This is a genomic window from Cupriavidus sp. Agwp_2 (genome assembly GCF_040784895.1).
Taxonomy (GTDB): Bacteria; Pseudomonadota; Gammaproteobacteria; order Burkholderiales; family Burkholderiaceae; genus Cupriavidus.
Genome location: NZ_CP088083.1, coordinates 3,708,021 through 3,726,331 on the forward strand (window position 1 = coordinate 3,708,021; position 18,311 = coordinate 3,726,331).

At 69.8% G+C, this 18,311-nt stretch carries 11 protein-coding genes; 2 read left to right on the forward strand and 9 right to left on the reverse strand.

Going from position 1 to position 18,311, the window contains the following annotated elements; all coding sequences use genetic code 11:
- Nucleotides 1-4: 4 nt before the first annotated feature.
- The 3 genes from LPA45_RS17385 to LPA45_RS17395 all read right to left on the reverse strand — a co-directional run bounded on the left by LPA45_RS17385 (nucleotide 5) and on the right by LPA45_RS17395 (nucleotide 4,012).
- Nucleotides 5-991, reverse strand: coding sequence for a lysophospholipase (locus tag LPA45_RS17385; RefSeq protein ID WP_367394675.1), 987 nt, complete (start codon nucleotides 989-991; stop codon nucleotides 5-7).
- A gap of 94 nt (nucleotides 992-1,085) precedes the next feature.
- Entirely contained in the window at nucleotides 1,086-1,520 is a 435-nt protein-coding gene (cueR, locus tag LPA45_RS17390) for a Cu(I)-responsive transcriptional regulator (protein WP_367394676.1), read from the reverse strand.
- Nucleotides 1,517-4,012, reverse strand: coding sequence for a heavy metal translocating P-type ATPase (locus LPA45_RS17395; protein ID WP_367394677.1), 2,496 nt, complete (start codon nucleotides 4,010-4,012; stop codon nucleotides 1,517-1,519). The genes cueR and LPA45_RS17395 overlap by 4 nt, the downstream gene beginning before the upstream one ends.
- Nucleotides 4,013-4,196: 184 nt before the next feature.
- Here LPA45_RS17395 and LPA45_RS17400 point away from each other — a divergent pair, with 184 nt between their 5' ends.
- The gene (locus LPA45_RS17400; protein WP_116320037.1) at nucleotides 4,197-4,397 is read left to right on the forward strand and encodes a heavy-metal-associated domain-containing protein; all 201 of its coding nucleotides are present in this window, start codon (nucleotides 4,197-4,199) and stop codon (nucleotides 4,395-4,397) included.
- Between the two features lie 68 nt (nucleotides 4,398-4,465).
- On the opposite strand, the gene LPA45_RS17405 is transcribed toward LPA45_RS17400, so the two are convergent.
- Nucleotides 4,466-5,194: an OmpW family protein gene (locus LPA45_RS17405; RefSeq protein WP_116320038.1), complete on the reverse strand. Its 729-nt coding sequence runs from the start codon at nucleotides 5,192-5,194 to the stop codon at nucleotides 4,466-4,468.
- 281 nt (nucleotides 5,195-5,475) lie between these two features.
- The gene (locus LPA45_RS17410) at nucleotides 5,476-7,449 is read right to left on the reverse strand and encodes an alkyl/aryl-sulfatase (protein ID WP_367394678.1); all 1,974 of its coding nucleotides are present in this window, start codon (nucleotides 7,447-7,449) and stop codon (nucleotides 5,476-5,478) included.
- 165 nt (nucleotides 7,450-7,614) lie between these two features.
- Here LPA45_RS17410 and LPA45_RS17415 point away from each other — a divergent pair, with 165 nt between their 5' ends.
- Nucleotides 7,615-8,232 (forward strand): TetR/AcrR family transcriptional regulator, encoded by a 618-nt coding sequence (locus LPA45_RS17415; protein ID WP_367394679.1) that lies wholly within the window; start codon nucleotides 7,615-7,617, stop codon nucleotides 8,230-8,232.
- Nucleotides 8,233-8,242: 10 nt separating this feature from the next.
- Here LPA45_RS17415 and LPA45_RS17420 read toward each other — a convergent pair whose 3' ends face one another.
- The 4 genes from LPA45_RS17420 to LPA45_RS17435 are packed head-to-tail and all read right to left on the reverse strand — an operon-like array spanning nucleotide 8,243 to nucleotide 18,268.
- Nucleotides 8,243-9,196 (reverse strand): delta(1)-pyrroline-2-carboxylate reductase family protein, encoded by a 954-nt coding sequence (locus LPA45_RS17420; RefSeq protein ID WP_367394680.1) that lies wholly within the window; start codon nucleotides 9,194-9,196, stop codon nucleotides 8,243-8,245.
- 59 nt (nucleotides 9,197-9,255) lie between these two features.
- The gene (gene pbpC / locus LPA45_RS17425; protein WP_367394681.1) at nucleotides 9,256-11,502 is read right to left on the reverse strand and encodes a penicillin-binding protein 1C; all 2,247 of its coding nucleotides are present in this window, start codon (nucleotides 11,500-11,502) and stop codon (nucleotides 9,256-9,258) included.
- Nucleotides 11,499-12,203, reverse strand: a complete 705-nt coding sequence (locus tag LPA45_RS17430) for a lysoplasmalogenase (RefSeq protein ID WP_367394682.1) — start codon at nucleotides 12,201-12,203, stop codon at nucleotides 11,499-11,501. Before LPA45_RS17430 ends, pbpC begins: the two co-directional genes overlap by 4 nt.
- Nucleotides 12,200-18,268: an alpha-2-macroglobulin gene (locus tag LPA45_RS17435; RefSeq protein ID WP_367394683.1), complete on the reverse strand. Its 6,069-nt coding sequence runs from the start codon at nucleotides 18,266-18,268 to the stop codon at nucleotides 12,200-12,202. The genes LPA45_RS17430 and LPA45_RS17435 overlap by 4 nt, the downstream gene beginning before the upstream one ends.
- Between the last annotated feature and the right edge of the window lie 43 nt (nucleotides 18,269-18,311).

Sequence of the window (18,311 nt, forward strand, 5' to 3'; positions counted from 1 at the left end):
GGACCTAGGCCGGTGGCGACGCAGAGGGTTGGAGGCGCCGCTTCAGCCAGTCGCTCAGCGCCGCGAACACTTCGCCGCGCAGCGGCTGTGCTTCGTTGAAGATCTCGTGGTAGCCGTGCGGATACCAGACCTCTTCGCGCAGGTCGGGCGGCGCATTGTCGAAGAAGCTGCGGCTGCCCGCCGGGTCGACCACGCGGTCGGCGCCGCCGACCAGCATCAGCATCGGCGCCTCCAGCCGCGCGGCATCGGCCTGTGACTGCGCCATGCCGCGGATAAAGCTCTCCAGCACGCTGGCGGTGATCGTGGTCTGCACCAGCGGGTCGGTGCGATAGGCCGCCACCATGGCCGGATCGTGCGACAGGTGCCGCGCGTCGATCGGGTTGGGCACGCGCAGGCGGGGCGCCAGCGTCAGCAATACGCGGTGCAGCGCCAGCATCGGCTGCGACAGCCGCAGCGCCAGCGCGGGGGATGACAGCACCAGCGCGCGCACCGGGCGCACGCGCGCTGTGGCAAAGCGCGCCGCGATCAACCCGCCCATGCTGTGGCCAAGCAGGATCGGCAGCTCGTTCCAGCCGCGCAGCGCTGCGTCGTAGACCTCGGCCAGATCCTCGAGATAGATGTCGGGATGATCGGCCACCATGCGCGCGCCGCCGCTGGCGCCGTGGCCACGCAGGTCGAACGCGCGCACCCGTAACCCTAGTCCGCACAGCAGGTCGGCGACGTGCTGGTAGCGCCCGGCGTGCTCGGCAAGCCCGTGCACCAGCAGCACCGAGCCCAGCGGTTCGGCAAAGCGCCCGGGATCGGGTTGCCAGGTGCGCAGCAGCAACTCGGTGCCGTCACGCATGCGCTGGCGGCCCTGCACGGGTGCGTGCGCGATGACGGCGGCGGTTTCCGGGCCAGCGGTGGCGCCCGTGGCCTCCGCGGCCTCCGTGGCCTCCGTGGCGCCGGCAGCGGCTGCGGAAGCGGGATCGTCCGTCGTCGGTTGTGCCATGCGCTGCGCTCTCCCCTTGCGGCCAGGCCGGCGCGTGCGCCGGCGTTGTTGTTGTGGTGGTGCGTGTTGTGCTGGGTGACTGCGCCCAAGGCGATCAGTGACAGCCGTGCCCTTCCCGCACCGGCTGCCGCACATCTCCCGGCACGTCCGCGATATCCGCGAGGATCGGGCAATCCGGCCGGTCGTCCCCGCTGCAATGCTGCGCCAGCTGCCGCAACGTATCGCGCATCGCCGCCAGCTCGGCGATGCGCTGTTCCAGGTCAGCCACGTGCCTGAGCGTCAGCGCCTTGACGTCGGCACTGGCGCGGCCGCGGTCGTGCCACAGCGACAGCAGGTTGCGGATCTCGTCGAGCGAGAAGCCCAGATTACGGGCGCGCCGCACGAAGCGCAAGGTATGCACCGCGCGTTCGTCATAGCGCCGGTAGCCGCCCTCGGTGCGCGGCGGCGCCTCCACCAGCCCGATCGATTCGTAGTGCCGGATCATCTTGGCCGACACGCCCGACGCTTGCGCCGCTTCGCTGATATTCATCGCTTGCCTCCCTCGGTCGTGGCCGCCGCGGCCGCGCCGGACTGCGGATGCCAGCGCCGCAGCAGCAAGGCATTGCTGACCACGCTGACGCTGGAGAACGCCATCGCCGCGCCCGCCACCACCGGGTTCAGCAACCCGGCCGCCGCCAGCGGGATGCCGACCACGTTGTAGAAAAATGCCCAGAACAGGTTCTGCCGGATCTTGCGCACGGTGCGGTGCGAGACCACCAGCGCATCGGCCACCAGCGCCGGGTCGCCGCGCATCAGCGTGATGCCGGCGGCATGCATGGCCACATCGGTGCCGGTCGACATCGCAATGCCGACATCGGCCGCCGCCAGCGCCGGCGCGTCGTTGATGCCGTCGCCCACCATCGCCACCACCGCGCCGCCCTCTCCCAGCGCCTGCACGCGCGCGGCCTTGTCCTCGGGCAACACCTCGGCCTGCACGTCGTCAAGGCCAAGCTCGCGCGCCACCCGCGCCGCCGCGCCAGCGTTGTCGCCGGTCAGCATCACGGTGCGAACGCCCGCCGCGCGCAGCCGGGCAATGGCCTCGGTCGCGCCCGGCTTGATCGCATCGCCAAATGCAACCAGCCCCACCACGCGCGGCGGCGTGGTCTCGACCAGCCACGACACGGTGTGGCCTTCGTCGCGCAGCCGCTGCGCCACCGGCGCCAGCGCACCCGCTTCCGCACCGAGCGATTCACGCAGCCGTTCGCTGCCGAGCTGCAGCGCCTGGCCGTCGACCACGCCGGCAATGCCGCGGCCCGGCAGCGCCTGGACGTCATCGGCCTTGGGTACTGCGATGCCGCGCGCCTGCGCCGCGGCCAGCACCGCGCGCGCCAGCGGGTGTTCGCTGCCGGCCTGCAGCGCGGCCAGCCGCGCCAGCAGCACGCCGCCGTCGGCATCGGCGCGATCCGCGGCATGCAGCGCCACCACCTCGGGCTTGCCGACCGTCAGCGTGCCGGTCTTGTCGAACGCCACCACGCTGACGCGATGCGCCACTTCCAGCGCCTCGGCGTCCTTGATCAGGATGCCGGCACGCGCCCCGGCGCCGGTGCCGGCCATGATCGCGGTAGGCGTGGCCAGCCCGAGCGCGCACGGGCAGGCGATCACCAGCACCGCCACCGCGTTGAGCAGCGCCGCTTCCCAGTCGCCGCCCAGCAGGCCCCAGCCCAGCACCGTCACCAGCGCAATGCCCAGCACTATCGGCACGAACACCGCGCTGACCTGGTCCACCATGCGCTGGATCGGCGCCTTGGCCGCCTGCGCATGCTCGACCATGCGGATGATGCGCGCCAGCACGGTCTCGGCACCCACCGCAACGGTGCGCGCCACCAGCAGCCCTTCGAAGTTGATCGCGCCGCCGGTCAGCCGGTCGCCCGGCTTCTTGGGTACCGGCACGCTCTCGCCGGTCAGCATCGATTCGTCGGCATGGCTGCTGCCTTCGATCACCTCGGCATCGACCGGGATGCGCTCGCCCGGGCGCACCACGACCTCGTCGCCGACGCGCACCGACGCCAGCGGCACGCTCACTTCCTGTCCGCCGCGGCGCACGCGAGCGGTATCGGGGCGCAGCGCCGCCAGCGCGCGGATGGCCTCGGCGGTCTGGCGCTTGGCGCGCGTCTCCAGCCACTTGCCCAGCCGCACCAGCGTGATCACCACTGCCGCGCTTTCAAAGTACAGGTGCGGCATGGCATCGGCAGGCGTGCGCCACATCAGCCAGAGCGACAGGCCGTAAGCCGCGGTCGTGCCCAGTGCCACCAGCAGGTCCATATTGCCGGCGCCGGCGCGCACGGCCTTCCAGCCGGCCTTGTAGAACCGCCAGCCAAATACGAACTGCACCGGCGTCGCGAGCAGCCACTGCACCCAGGCGGGCAGCATCCAGTGCACGCCGAACCATTCCAGCACCATCGGCGCCACCAGCGGCAGCGACAGCACGGCCGAGATCGCCACCGGCCAGGGGCCGTCCCAGAACGCAGGCGTGCGTGCGGCTTGCGCCGATCCCGCTTCACCGGCTTCGGCTCCGGCCGCCGGCGTTGCGCCATAGCCCGCGCGGGCCACGGCGGCCACCAGCGCGGCGTCGTCGGCGGTGCCGCGCAGCACCGTGACCGTGGCGCGTTCGGTGGCCAGGTTGACCTGCGCCTCCACCACACCCGGCACCGCGCGCAGCGCCTTCTCAACGCGCGTCACGCAAGACGCGCAGGTCATGTCGGTGACTTGCAACTCGACGGTGTCCTGCGGCACCGCATAGCCGGCATCGGCCACGGCGCGCGCCGCGGCCGGAAGCACGGCAGCGGATTCCGCATGCAGCGTAGCGGCCTCGGTGGCGAGGTTGACGGCCACGTCGCGCACGCCGGGCACGCGCGCCAGCGCATTCTCCACGCGGCGCACGCACGAGGCACAGGTCATGCCCTCGACCGGCAGGCGCCATTCGGGCGCATCGTCAGCGGTCTTGGCGGATTGCGGGGCGAGCACAGCGCTGGAACTGGTCATGGTCCTGGATCATCCACAGTGTCGATGTCAGCATCATGGACCTTACCATCATGGGAAGGTCAAGGTGCAATCGCATGCTTTTGGCGCCACATTGAATTTCCCCTTGCGCTTCCCACCATGGCAAGGTTCACACTACGTCTGTCGCGGCGCCGTGCCGCCAGTCATCCCCTTCAGGAGGTTTCCAATGATCCAGTTCCAGGTCGAAGGCATGTCTTGCAACCATTGCGTCGGCGCCATCACGCGTGCCGTGCAGGCAGTCGACCCGGCCGCCAAGGTCAGCGCCGACGTGCCGAGCCAGGCCGTGCGCGTGGACAGCGGCGCCGACACGCAGGCATTGCGGCATGCCATCGAAGAGGCTGGCTATCCGGTCAAGTCGGTGGCGTAGGCGGGCAGGCCTGCAGCAAAAAGGGACGCCCCCGGGCGTCCCTTTTTTGCTTGTTCGTGGCGCTGCGCTCAGAACCGGTAGCCCACCGTCAGGAACGTCACCACCGGATCGATCTTGATCTTGGTATGCGAGACGATCGTGACGGGGCCGGCCTGCGTCGTCAGCGTCGCGCGCGTCGACAGCGGCAGGTAGGAAACGGATAGTCCGAGGAACCAGTTGTCGTTGAGCGCGTAGTTGGCACCGATGTTGAACACGGGGTTCCACGACGGCTTGGCGCTGGCGGTCATCGTGGCGCCGGGAATGCCGAACGCGCCATTGACGAACTGCTGGTTCGTGATGGTTTCATCGGTAAACCACGTGTAGTTCACGCCAATGCCGACATATGGGCGGAACTTGGTCCTGGCGTCGAAGAAGTGGTACTTGACCAGCAGTGCCGGGCTCCATTGCTTGACCGAGCCCAGCTTGCCGTATTTCGCGTAATCGCCCGTGCCCGTGACGTCATGCTTGGGCGGAATCCCCGCGACCAGCTCGCCCGAGATGTTGTCGGTGAAGAAGTGCGTGAACGCCAGGCCCAGCGTATTGGCTGTCTCGATCTCGGCGCCGGTGTTGGCGCGGGTCATGTTGACCGGCCGGCCGTTGATGCTGTCGACAGTCAACGGATCCGCAGAGCTGTTCGGCATCACGCGGAACCAGCCCAGGCTGACGATATTGCTGCCTGCCGACTGTGCTTGCGCGGCTCCTGCCAGCGCCATGACAGCGCCAGCCGCGAGCATCTTCTTCTTGTTGGTCGATTTCATAGTCCTCTTACTCCTCATTCGTTTACTGCCGCATGCATTATCCGGCGTGTGGGAGCTGAACTGTTTCACCGACGATACAGATTCGTAGAGGACGCCCCCTAATGGAGGGTTAACCACTAAGAAACCCAGGCTGGACGGCGGTCAGGCCGGGTAAACGCGGCGTCGGCGCAACGCTTTATGCCGCGCGCCGGAAAAAACCCTGACTGATACGAGGGTTTAGGGGCGGGCTGCGCAATAGCGCCCCGCCTGCCCCAACCTTCGCAGCCCAGTCACGCTCAGGTTCAGGGTGTGACGATGGCGAAGCTCGGTTCGAACTTGTCCATCAGCGCCACCCATGCGGCGAGCGCCTGCGGATCGCCATCGACCTTCGCGCGGCCGGCCTGGGTCTCCGCCTGCAGCGTGGTCTGCCCCGCCAGCACGCCGGTCAGCACCGCACGCGGCATCGTCAGCGTGGCCTGCGGTGCGGCATGCTGCGCGCCGGCCTTGTAGCGGAAGACGCCGTTCTCGACCGTCAGCGCGTAGCGCTTGCCGGTGTCCGGCTGGACCCAGTTGATCGCCACGGTCTTGCCCGCGGCGCGGTCTCCGTTCAGGCTGATCGCGAGGTAGTCCAGGAACATGGTGTCGGTCATCGCGCGCAGCACGTCGGGGCTGCCGGTGCGGCGCGTGGACTTGGGCGCGCCGTCGCGCAGCTCGGCCGCACCGCTCAGGTAGGCATTGCGCCAGGTGGACGACTCGGCCTGGTAGCCGAGCTGCTCCAGCGCATCGGCTTGTAGCCGGCGCGCGGCCTGGTTGTTCGGGTCGGCAAAGACCACGTGCTTGAGCACTTCGGCTACCCAGCGGTACTCGCCGCGCGCATACGACGCGCGCGCCTGCTCCATCACGCGCGCCGCGCCGCCCATGTATTCGACATAGTGCTTGCCGGCGTCCTCGGGCGGCAGCGGGTTGAGGTTGGCCGGGTTGGCGTCGTACCAGCCCAGGTAGCGCTGGTAGACCGCCTTGGCGTTGTGGCTGACGGTGCCGTAGTAGTCGCGCAGGTGCCACTCTAGGGCCAGCGACGGCGGCAGCTTCACGCGCTCGGCGATCTCGGCTGGCACATAGCCCAGGTTGGCCAGCCGCAGCGACTGGTCGTGGATGAACTTGTAGCCATCGCGCTGCTTGCCCAGGTAGGTGACGATGTTGTCGCGGCCCCACGTCGGCCAGTGGTGCTGCGCGAACAGCACCTCGGTGCGGCCGCCGAAGCGGTCGATGGTCTCGTCCAGCGCGCGCCACCACTGGTTGGCATCGCGTACCTGCGCGCCGCGGATGGTGTACAGGTTATGCAGGTTGTGGGTGGCATCCTCGGCCGCGCACAGCGCCTTCCACTGCGGCAGGTACATCAGCATCTCGGCGGGGGCCTCGGTGCCGGGGGCCATCAGGAACTCGATCTGCACGCCGTCGATGGTGCGGGTTTCGCCGGTTTTGGTGATCAGGTCGGTCGGCGGCACCAGTGTCAGCGTGCCCTGCGCCACCGCCTTGCCCAGCCCGGCATCGACCTGGGCGGTGGCCGAACGCGGCAGGTTCGTCCCGTACATGTACTGGGCGCGGCGGCTCATCGCGTTGCCGGCAAAGACGTTCTCGCTGACCGCCTCTTCCATGAAGCCTTCGGGCGCCAGCACCCTGACCTTCCCCGCCTTGACGTCGTCTTCGCTGATCACGCCCTTGGCACCGCCGAAGTGGTCTGCATGGCTGTGCGTATAAATTACCGCCACCACCGTTTTTTTGGGGCGGTGCTTGTAGTAAAGCTCCAGGCCCGTGCGGGCGGTCTCGGTGGCGGTCAGCGGGTCGATGATGATCAGGCCGGTGTCGCCCTCGATGATCGTCATGTTGGAGATATCGAAGCCGCGGATCTGGTAGATGCGGTCGGTCACCTGGAACAGGCCGTGGTTCATGTTCAGCCGGGCCTGGCGCCACAGGCTGGGGTTGACCGTCGCCGGAGCGGCCTCCTTGTCAATGAAGCGGTATGAATCCAGCGACCACACCACCTTGCCTTGCGCATCGCGAATCTCGCCGCTATCGATGGTGCCGATGAAGCCGCGGCGCGCGTCCTCGAAATCGCGCTGGTTCTGGAATGGCAGCTGCTGCAGCACGGCGGCCTGGGCACGGGCCGTGGCCTCGCTGGCCGGATTGGCCGGTGTGGGGACGGTACCGGCGGAAGCCGAAGAAGCGGCGAAAACAAGCGCGGCGGCAAGTGCTGCGGTGGTGGCGGTCGGGTACATACGGTGCTCCTGTCAACGCTGCCACCGGCCTCACTGGAACCGGGGGAGCGATAAGATTGTACTGAACGTTCAGTACAATCTTGCAGTTTGCTAGCAGAGCGCTGCTACTGTCAAATCACTTCCGGCTGGAAAATTCTGAAATTCGCCCCCCGTATGTCGCCGCCGATGCCCCCGTCCCCCAAAACCCCGCCCGCCGCAATCAAGAACCGCCGCGGCCTGGAAACCCGCGACCGGATCCTCGCCGTCGCGCGTGCGCTGATCAGCGCGCATGGCTACTCCGAGGTCACGCTCGACCAGCTCTCCGCCGAGGTTGGCGTGGCCAAGAGCAGCCTGCTGTGGCATTTCGGCAGCAAGGAGATGCTGCTGGCGCAAGCCGCGACCAGCCTGTTCGAAGACTTTGGCCATGACCTGGGGGGTGTCGCCAGGCATGCCGGCAAGACGCCCCCGCAGCGGCTGGAAACGTTGTTTGACGAGCTCGCCGACTATTTCACGGCCAACCCCGAGGCCAAGGGCGTGGTGCTGGGCCTGTTGTTCTCCGGCGGCGTGCCGGCCAGCGTGCGCGAGCAGATCCACCACAGCTGGGACGCGCATGTGCGCGACCTGGCCGAGGTGCTGTCACTGCCGGGCCAGCCGATGCCGCCCGACATGTCGCGCCTGATCGTGGCGACGCTGCACGGCTGCTATGTCCACTGGTACGCCAGCGACCGCAGCGAGCCCATTGCGAGTTTCCTGGCGCCCGCGCGTACCTTGTTCAGCGATTGGCTGCGTATGCGGGAGCGCTGATCGGCCGGCGTCAGGCGCGGCTGGCCAGCACGCACGCCGCGAGGTCCCACAGCGCATAGCCCACGCTCTTGAACACCAGCGGGCTGCCGCCGCGCGCGCGGATCGCGTCCGCCTGCAGGATCGCGGTCTCGAACGGCTGCACGGTGCCCCAGTCGATGCCCGCCTGCAGCAGGTCGCCCGCCTCTTCCTCGATGCCGAACAGCGTATCGGCCAGCAGGCGCCCATGGTCCGCGGCGGCATGGCACAGCTGCGGCGGCAGCTCGCACATGTCTGGGCGGAAGGCGCCGACCGCGGCAATGAAGTGATCGTCGCGCCAGAGGCCGCTGTCCAGGTCCGGCAACACCGGAGTACGGCTGGACGTCACCGTGACCACCATCGACACGCGCGGCAGCACCGCTGCAACGGTCTCAGTCACCTCCGCATCGACTCCCAGCGTGCGCGCCTGCGCAGCCAGCGCCTCGGCCTTGCCGCGCGTGCGCGACTGCAGCCAGACTTTGCGCACGCCCAGGCCGGCGATAAAGGCCTCCAGGTGCGTCAGCGCCTGCACGCCGGCGCCGATGATCAACAGTTCGCCGTCGGTGCGCGCGGCGAAGCATTGCGCCGCCAGCAGCGACACCGCCGCGGTACGCCTGCCGGTTACCGTCGGTCCGTCAAGCATGGCAAGACGCGCGCCGGTATGCGCGTCGGCCACCACCACTTCGCCGAGGATATTCGGCAGCCCGCGCTGCGGATTGCCAGGATGCACGGTGATGTTCTTGGTCATCACCAGGTTGCGGTTGCGCGCCGGCATCACCAGCAGCGTGCCCTCGCCGTGCTGCGCGTCGCCGACCGGCAGCGCGATGCGCGGCGGCGCCATCGCCGTGCCATCGCGCAGCTCGGCCAGCATGTCGGCGATGGCGCGCGCCAGTTCGGGATACGGCAGGCGGGCCGCCGTGCTGGCGGCATCGAGGGGAAGCAGGGACATGCGGGCGCTCCGGCTGGATGGTGAAGCGGCAATTATGCGTTACGGCCCGTGCAGCGATGTCAGCGCCTGGCAGGCACGGACGGTGAATGCACCGAAGCACCGCGCACCTCGATGCCGATCCGGTCCACCACCCTGCCCGCAGCATCGAGCAATTCCACCTGGTGGCGCCCCGGCCACGGCAGCCACGCCACCTCGGCGCCGCGGCCGAGCGGCTTGCCGTCCATGCGCCAGTTCACCGCGCGTGCGGACTGGCCGGCGATCCCTTCGGCGTGGAACCACACGCGCTGCGACGCCGGTGGCATGTCAGGATCGAGCGCGAACACAGTGCCGTTGGCCGGGCTGGCAATCACCGGAGAGGTGCTGGCTGCCGCTGCGGGCTTGCCTACGCTGACGCGCGTCATTGCCGTGCCGGCGAGGAACACCTCTTCCCGCGCGGGCTCGAGGCCATCGTCGAAGCTCAGCGCCACGCGCTGGACGCCCGCGGGCATGTCGGGCGCGCGGCTGCCTTGCGCGCGATGCAGCGCGTCCATGACCTCGTGCCAGATCGGTGCCGCGCCGGACACCCCGGAGACATCATGCATGGCCGCGCCGCTGGCGTTACCGACCCACACGCCGACGGTATAGCGCTGCGACCAGCCGATGCACCAGTTGTCGCGCATGTCCTTGCTGGTGCCGGTCTTGACCGCGGTCCAGAAGCGCGTGGTCAGCGGACTGTCGAGTCCGAAGGTGCGGGCGCGCGCGTGGCGGTCGGCAAGAATATCGCCGATCACGTAGCTCGCGGCCGGCTGCATGACGGGCACCGCAGCGGCGAACGGCGCGCCTTCGCGCAGCCGCGGCGGCGCATAGCGCCCGCCATTGGCGAGCGCGCGATAGGCATTGGTCAGCGCCAGCAAGGACACGTCGGCGCTGCCCAGCGCCAGGCTGTAGCCGTAGTAGTCGCCGGCCTCGGTCAGCGGCAGGCCCAGCGCCACCAGCCGCTTGTGGAAGCGGTGCGGGGTCACCATCACCAGCGTGCGCACCGCCGGCACGTTCAGCGATGCCGCCAGCGCCGCGCGCGTGCTGACCCAGCCGGCGTAGCGATGGTCGTAGTTCTGCGGCACGTAGAGTCCGCCGCCCACCGGCAGGTTTACCGGCCGGTCATCGAGCAGCGACGCCGCGGTTAGCCGCCTCTCCTCCAGCGCCTGCGCGAACAGGAACGGCTTGAGCGTCGAGCCGGCCTGCCGCAGCGCAGCCGCGTGGTCGACCTGCGCGGCCGACGACAGCGCGCCGGACGATCCAACATAGGCCAGCACGTCGCCGCTGGCGTTGTCGATCACCACCACCGCGCCATCCTCGACATGGCGCCCAGCCAGCTCGCGCAGGTGACGGTCGAGACTTGCCACCGCCGCGCGCTGCAGGCGGGCATCGAGCGTGGATGTCATGCGTGCTGGCATGGGTGCGCCCGGCGCAAGCTGCGCGCGCGTGTCGCTGACCAGCCGGCGCGCGAGATGCGGAGCAAGCTGCCGACCCGCGGCGGGCGCCGACGCCATGGCGTTACGCTGCGCCACCGGTCCGGTACGCAGCAGCGCCAGCTGCGCGAAGCCTTCCAGCCCCTCGCATTCGCGCGGCAGCCGCATTTCGCGCAGGATGCCGCACGCGCGACGCGCCACCTGTGCGGCCGGCGCATTGGGCGCGCGCACCAGCGCCACCGCCAGCGCAGATTCGCGCGCATCGAGCCCTTCCGGATACTTGCCGAACAACACCTGCGACATCGCCGACAAGCCGACCAGCTCGCCGCGGAACGGCACCAGGTTCAGGTACGCCTCGAGGATCTGGTCCTTGTTCCAGCTGCGCTCGAGCACCGCGGCGCCCGCCGCCTGTCCGACCTTCTGCGTGAAGCTGCGCCCCTGCGCCGCCGCGCCGGGCCTGCGCAGGTCATCGTCCAGCAGCCCGGCCAGCTGCATGGTCAGCGTCGAAGCGCCACGCGTGCGCGTGTTCCACAGGTTGGCCCACGCCGCAGCGGCCACGCCCTGCCAGTCGACGCCGCTATGCGCATGGAAGCGCTTGTCTTCCGACAGCACGATAGCCGTGCGCAGCGCGGACGAGGTTTGCTCCAGTGCGACCCAATCGCCGCGGCGTGCGCGAAAGTCGTCGCGTACCCGCCCGACGACGTCGCCGTGGCGATCCAGCACGACCACGTCGGCGCTGCGCCAGTCGTCGCGCACCTGCGTGAAGTTCGGCATGAAGGTCGGCAGCGCGGCAGCGTGCGCGCTCCATAGCAGCGGCCACAGCGCAAGGATGGCAAGACGCCCGCTGCGCGGCTTCATGGTTGCGACCGTCCGGATACGATGCCCGCCACCAGCAGCACCTGCGCCGCGGCGTAGGTCCACCAGATCCCGAGCGCGAAGGTCTCGAACGGCACCAGGAAACGCGCGATGCCGATCATCATGTCGGACGCGGCAAAGCACAGCGCGCCCAGCGCGGCCAGTGGCGTCGGCAGCCGCGCCACCAGCGCGCTGCAAGCCATTGCCGCGAGCACGCCCACGTACAGCGACACCGGCACCGTCAGCGTGCCAAGATTTGGCCAGAAGCGGCCCAGCATCGTGCCGGCCACGCCCAGCAAGGCGCCGCATGCAATCAGCCGATGCGGGCGCAGGTCGCCCGCCAGCGGCACCAGCAGCCGCAGGTAGGCGAGGTGCGCCAGCAGGAAGGCACCCAGCCCGCCCACGAACGAGAACGACAGCGCCGGCACCGCCAGCAGGAAATCGCCGATGGCCGAGCACACCAGCGCCGTCACCAGCCAGCGCCGCTCCGCCAGCGGCCGGTGAAACCACGCGGCGCGCGCCAGCAGCAGCGCCATCGCGACCTTCCACGCGGGCTGCATGGCGATCTGGCCGTTCAGCGGCGCGCCCTCGGGCAACTCCATCGACACCTGCACCAGCAGGACGCCATAGATCAGGCCCGCCAGCGCGCCCGCGAGCCACCACTCGCGCACGCGCGCCGGCATCCTCATTGCCAGCCAGTTCATGGACGTGCCCCGACTACCAGCCGCGCGTTCGGGGCCACGCCGAACACATCGGGCGCGTACATCGCCTCGACACGCGACGGCGGCAGCGAGAACTCGCCGGCGTTGTTCAGGCGCACCGTGTACTCGACCGAGACCGTCCCCTTGGGCAGGTAGCCGAAGTACTCGCGATACGCCTGCGGCGTGCGTTCGGTGTAGGCCGGCCACGCCACGCCCTTGCGCCGCTCGCCGCGCGTGGCGATCTGCGAATCGCGGCCCAGGCCGCTGCCGAGTATGGTGGCGCCGGCGGGCACCGGATCGCTGACCACGACCCAGGTCATGTCGGCCTGCGCATCGATCTCGAGCTTGACGCGGTACACGTCGCCGCGCGACCACTTGCCCGGCACCGCCTGCTCCTGCGGCGTCACGGTGCGCATGATGCGGTAGCCCGCGGCAAGCGGCGCGGTGACCGGCACCGCGGCCAGTGCCTGCACAGTCGCCCAGGGATGGCCCGCGCCGGCCTGCTCGACATGCAGCGTGCCGCCTTCGGTGCCTGCCGGCCACGGCAGGTCGACACTGCCCTGCGCCACGCCGTCGTTGCGCTGCGCCCGGGCCCAGTCGAAGCTGCGCGTGCCATCGGCTGCGTTGCTCACAGCGACACGCGCGCTGCCCGCGACTGGCGTCTTCTCGAACACCTGCGCGAAGCGCGTCACCGCCAGCATGCCCCACGCGTTGGCAGTGGTGGTGCCCCATGCGCCGCGCACCTGACGGCCGATCAACCCGGTGGCCAGCTGTGGCGCGTCTTCCTTCCAGCCCGGCAGCTCCGCGGCCAGCGCCAGCAGGCGCGCAGCGTTGGTATCGCCACCGGCCATCATCCACCACCAGTTGTCGTTGTGCTCGGTGGAGAACGCCAGCCGCGTGCCCTGCACCGTCAGGCGCGAACGCAGCAATTGCTGGGCCTCGGCCAACCGCGGCTCGCGCTGCGGGATATCGGCCACGCGCGTCAGCAGCAGGGTCCAGTCGAGCAGCGCCGAGGTCGGCCATTGCGCCGGCAGGATCTGGATCGCATCCAGCATGCGTGCCTGCGCATGGCCGGTGCGTGACAGCGCTTCGAGCGCGGCCAGCTTGCGCACCTCCAGGTACTGCGTGCCGCCCGCCGGCGACCAGCTGTCGCGGCGGATGCGCCCTTCGACGAAGTCGGCCAGGCCGCGCTCCATCTGTGCGCGCTGCGCGTCGGGAATGCGCAACGCCAGACCGGCGCGCGCGGCCTCGTCCGTCACCGCCAGCAGGTAAGCGGTCAGCACCTCGCTGCCATAGTCGCTGTCGGAAGCCAGCGGGAAGTACGAAGCCAGCCCGTTGGCGTCGAGGTACGACGGCAGCTGTGTCATCAGTGCTTCCCACGCGGCCGTGTCGTTGAGGCCGATCGCCTTCGACGCGCGCTGCTCCAGGCAGGTGAACGGATAGTTGCGGAACCACTCGCGCACGCCCGGCATGCCGCCCGCCAGCGACGACTGGAAGTTCACCTGCAGCCCGCCGCGCACCTTGCCGGCGGGATCCGCCAGCGCACCCGGCGGCGCCTTGACCGGCACCGACAGCGACGGCGCCACCTGCGCCAGCGTGGCCTGCTGTACCGTCACCGGCACCGCTGGGACGATCTGCTGCGAGACCTTGATGCGGTCGCCGGCATTGCCGCCGCCCTGCTCGCTCGCCTGCACTTCCCACATCACGGTGCCGCTGCGCGCATACGCCAGCAGCATGGGTGCGGTCACGTCCCAGCCGATTTCGCGCGCTTCACCCGCGGGAATCTGCACGGTCTGCGCCGGCAGCGTGCCGTCGTTGCCGAGCAGCGTGGCGCGCGCGCTCGCCTGCACGGTCATCGCGCGCCTGGTGGTATTGCGCAGCGTGAACATGGCGCGGTAGCGGTCGTCCTCGCGCACCAGCAGCGGCAAGCCGGAAATCACCTGCAGGTCCTGCGTGGCGGCGATGGTGGCGCTGCCGGTACCGAAGCGGCCAACGCCAAGGTCGGCCACCGCGACGATGCGGAAGCTGGTCAGCGAATCGTTCAGCGGCACTTCCAGGCTGGCGCGCCCTTCGGCATCGAGCTGCACGCGCGGGTTCCACAGCAGCAGCGTGTCGAACAGCTCGCGCGTCGGGCTCTTGCCGCCGCCACCGCCCGCGGGCACCGCTTTGCGGCCATAGTGCCGGCGACCGATGATTTCCATCTGCGCGGTCGACGTTTCCACGCCATAGCCGCGCCGCTGCAGCATGGCGTCGAGCAGGTCCCAGCTGGTGTTGGGCATCAGCTCCAGCAGCGCCTGGTCGACCGCGGCCAGCGCGACTTCGCCATTGGCGGCGGGCTTGCCGTCGGGCAGCCTGACCTGGATCGCCACGCGTGCCTTGCCGCGCACCGGATAGCTGGTCTTGTCGGGCGTCACCGTGACATCGAGCCGGTGCCCGGCATTGCCCACCCTGATCTCGGCCAGCCCCAGCCGGAAGGCCGGCTTGGACAGGTCGACCAGCGCCGTCGGTGCGGCATATTCGCGGCCTTCGCTGCGGAAGGCGCGCCACCACTCGCCGGGCTGGCGCCAGCCCCAGGTAAAGAACGAATACCAGGGCACCTCATGCAGGCGCCCGCGCAGCGCCAGCACCGAGACGTAGACATTGGGCCCCCACTCCGGCTTGACCTGGACGCGCACCGTGGGGTCGCTGCCATGCAGCTCGACCACCTGGGTCTGGTAGACGCCCTCGCGCTCCACCGCCACCAGCGCAGTGGCGTGGCGGAACGGCATGCGCACCTGGAACACCGCGGTGTCGCCCGGCGCGTAGGACTTCTTCTCGGGCAGCAGGTCGATGCGGTCATGGTTTTCGCCGCCGAACCACAGTTCGCCCTGGCGCGTGACCCACACCGTCGAAGCGGCCTGCGCGGTGCGTCCCTCCTTGTCGCGCGCGCTCGCCACCAGTTCGACCTGGCCGGCCTGCTCCAGCGCCACCTCGCAGCGCGCGCGGCCCTGCGCATCGGTGCGGGTCTCGCACACGGTGCCGAGGTCGCGCGTCTCGGTGCGGTTGTCATAGCGGTAGAAGCCGCCGACCACGCGCTTGCGCGCCGAGGTAGTAATGCGTGCGCGCGCGTTGAGCTTGACCGGCGCATCGGCCACCGGCTTGCCGTTGAGGTCCAGCACCACGCCATGCACCGCCAGCTTCTGCTTCACCGAGACCCACCCTTCGGTACGGATGCCGACCACCACACCGGCCGGCCACAGCGGCACGGTCTGGCGCAGCGTCTGGATCTCGCCGTTGGGGTCGGCAAAGCCGGCTTCGAGCAGCAGGTCACGCGGTGCATCGGTCTTGGGCAGCTTGCGCAGCGTGACGGTGCCGTTGCCGTTCTTGTCCAGCGTCAGCGGCAGCTTGTCGGCCACCAGCTTCTGGCCGTCATCGGGCTGCTCCGAGTCATCCACCTCCTCATCGCCGCCGGCGCTTTCGCGCTGCGGGCGCGGCGGGTTGAACGAGAACTCGTCATAGCCGGGGAAGCTGACGCTCTTGTCGCGCAGCAGCGCCGACACCCGCACCGGCAGGCCGGCCGCGCCGCCGCCGGACAGGTAGTGGATTTCCACGCCGACCGGCAGCTCGGCCGGCGCGATCGCGGCGCCTGCCTTGCCGGCCAACTGCAGCGTGCCGGCCAGCACCGGCAGCCGGAACGCTTCGACGCGGAAGCTGCCGCTGGAATAGGTACGCGAACCCTCGTCCCGGCCGTTCGCCCCCCCACCCTGCTGCGCTTCCAGCTCGACGGTGTAGACGCCGAGCTTGGCCGCGGGCGGCACCTGGAACGTGCTTTCCGCGCTGCGCCCGCCGGTCGCGGTCTGGCGCCATTGCAGCGGCAGCTCATAGGCCTGGCCGCTGCCGTCGTGACGGATCGTCACGCGAGTGGGTAGCGGGCGGCTGGCCGGCGGCAAGGCAAAGCCCTGCGCGGTCTCGGCGCGGATCAGGTGCTTCATCGACACGGTCTCGCCGGCGCGCAGCAAGGTACGGTCGAAGATGGTATGCGCACGCACCGTCGGCGCGGTGCTGGTGTCGGTGGGCACGTTGAAGCGCCAGGTTTCGATGCCGCGGTTCCAGTCCGACATCACGAAGGCCATGTCGGCCTTGCCACGTGCCTGCGGATGCCCCGCGGCGATACGCGCCGACACGAAGTAGCCGGACAGTCCGTTCTGGTCGCAAGTGGATTCCGGCGCGGCTTCGAGCTTGGCAAAGCGCACCACGCCGCTGGCGTCGGTGCGGCCCTCGCCCAGCAGGCGCCCGCTGCAGTCGCGCACCGCGACGGCGGCGTCGGCCACCGGCTTGCCGTCGTCGAGCGCTGTGACCCACGCCAGGCCACTGCGGCTGCCGTCATCCTCGTTGCCCAGGCTGCGGCCCAGCTTGAAATGCACGCCCAGGTTGGTCACCAGCGCAGCGGTGCGCACGTACATCGGCGCGCGCTTGCCGAGCAGCGCCTCGCCCAGCATCGGCGAAGCGATCTCGACCACGTGGAAGCCCGGCTCGGGCAGCGGGATGCCGACCACCTCGAACGGCCGCGGGCCGTCGCCCGATGGTTTGGGTACGGCCAGCTTCTGCACGCCGGGCGCGCGCTCCAGCAGAGACACCGAGCGCGCCTCGATCGATACCGCATTGCGCGGGTTGTTGACGCGGTAAGGCGAGCGGCCCGCCAGCACCGCGTCGAGTTCGCCGCGGGTATAGCTGGACTCATGCATGCGCCGCACCAGGCCGAGCCATTGCATCACCGCTGCATCGTCATCCACGCGCAGCTTCATCACCGTGCCGGCGCGGGCCTGGATGCCACGAACGGCCAGGTCCGCCTCGACATTGCGCAGCGTCACCGGCAACAGCGGCGGATAGTCCGCCGGCGACTTGCCGCGCGGCAGCTCGCCAAAGCGCTCCACCACGCCGAATGGCGCGGCCGAGAACTTGGCCAGCGGCGGCATGGCGGCGGTCGCGACCTTGAGCGGGAACAGGTCGGCATTAGACAGCGTGCGGCCGCTGTCATCCTTCAGGTCCTTCGGTACCTCGATGGTGAATTGGACTTTCTCCGCGAACGGAGCGGCAAAGGTCAATGCGCTGACGCTGGCATCCGGCGCCAGGTCGGGATCGAATCGCGGCGCGCGCGGGCCGTTCGGTGTCTTCAGCACGACCTGTTCGGCCTGCTTGCGCGGCACCGGCGCCGAAAACGTGACCGACATCGGCCGCAGCGGCGTGCACGGCGACTGCGCATGCTCGCGCTCGCAGCTGAAGCTGGCGGTAAAGGGCTCGCGCACGGTGTAGTCGAAGCGCCGCTCGTCGCGCGTGGCCACACCCGACGGCGTGGCGATGCCCGCGCCCAGCACCAGTTGCACGCGCGCCGCAGCCGGCAGCCGCTGCTGGCAGGCAAGCAGATGGACGGCATCGGGCGCCGGCTTGGCCAGCTTGGTCCAGCGGATCGCTTCGAGCAGGTCGTCGCGTTCCTTGCCCGTGAGCAGCCGCACCGGGATGCGCTCGCCCAGCCCTTGCGCCTGGCACCAGGCGTGCTCGCGTACCGACGCCGGCGTGGCCAGTCCGTTGAAGCGCAGCGCGAAGACCTGGTCTTCCTCGATCTCGCCGCCGGACGGCCGGCTGGCGATCACGGTCGGGCCACCGGTCTCGAAGCGGTATTCGGGCTTGCCGGCATAGGCGGTGCCGGCGACGCTCTTCAACCCGGTACGCATGCGCACGCTGCAGCGTACGCCGGGCGGCAGGTCGCTGGCGAAATCGTAGACCCAGTTCCTGGCATCGACCCAGCGGGCCTGGCCGCTGGTGCTGGCGCCGGTGCAGGACACCGCGGCGGGCGCGGCGGCCTGCACGTCGCCCATCGGCACCATGGCCTCGTCGAAGCGGATCGCCACCTGCCGGACCTGCCCCACCGTGCCTTCCGGCGAGAAGCGGGTGACCTGGGCGGCATGGGCGGTTGGGCTCCCGGCAAGCAGGGCGAGCGCGGCGCCCAGCGCCAATGCCGCAGCGCATGACACGCGCGCCGGCTGCCTCCTGCCAAGGTCCCGATCGGCTCCGGCGACGATTCCCCTCATCCTGCCACCCTCCCTTTTCCGCCACTTTGTGGCACCCGGCGAG

Coding starts and splice junctions, on each gene's coding strand:
- LPA45_RS17430 (WP_367394682.1), bottom strand. CDS start 12,203: ATGAACTGGCTGGCAATGAGGATGCCGGCGCGCGTGCGCGAGTGGTGG.
- cueR (WP_367394676.1), bottom strand. CDS start 1,520: ATGAATATCAGCGAAGCGGCGCAAGCGTCGGGCGTGTCGGCCAAGATG.
- LPA45_RS17405 (WP_116320038.1), bottom strand. CDS start 5,194: ATGAAATCGACCAACAAGAAGAAGATGCTCGCGGCTGGCGCTGTCATG.
- LPA45_RS17400 (WP_116320037.1), top strand. CDS start 4,197: ATGATCCAGTTCCAGGTCGAAGGCATGTCTTGCAACCATTGCGTCGGC.
- LPA45_RS17410 (WP_367394678.1), bottom strand. CDS start 7,449: ATGTACCCGACCGCCACCACCGCAGCACTTGCCGCCGCGCTTGTTTTC.
- LPA45_RS17415 (WP_367394679.1), top strand. CDS start 7,615: ATGCCCCCGTCCCCCAAAACCCCGCCCGCCGCAATCAAGAACCGCCGC.
- LPA45_RS17435 (WP_367394683.1), bottom strand. CDS start 18,268: ATGAGGGGAATCGTCGCCGGAGCCGATCGGGACCTTGGCAGGAGGCAG.
- LPA45_RS17420 (WP_367394680.1), bottom strand. CDS start 9,196: ATGTCCCTGCTTCCCCTCGATGCCGCCAGCACGGCGGCCCGCCTGCCG.
- LPA45_RS17395 (WP_367394677.1), bottom strand. CDS start 4,012: ATGACCAGTTCCAGCGCTGTGCTCGCCCCGCAATCCGCCAAGACCGCT.
- pbpC (WP_367394681.1), bottom strand. CDS start 11,502: ATGAAGCCGCGCAGCGGGCGTCTTGCCATCCTTGCGCTGTGGCCGCTG.
- LPA45_RS17385 (WP_367394675.1), bottom strand. CDS start 991: ATGGCACAACCGACGACGGACGATCCCGCTTCCGCAGCCGCTGCCGGC.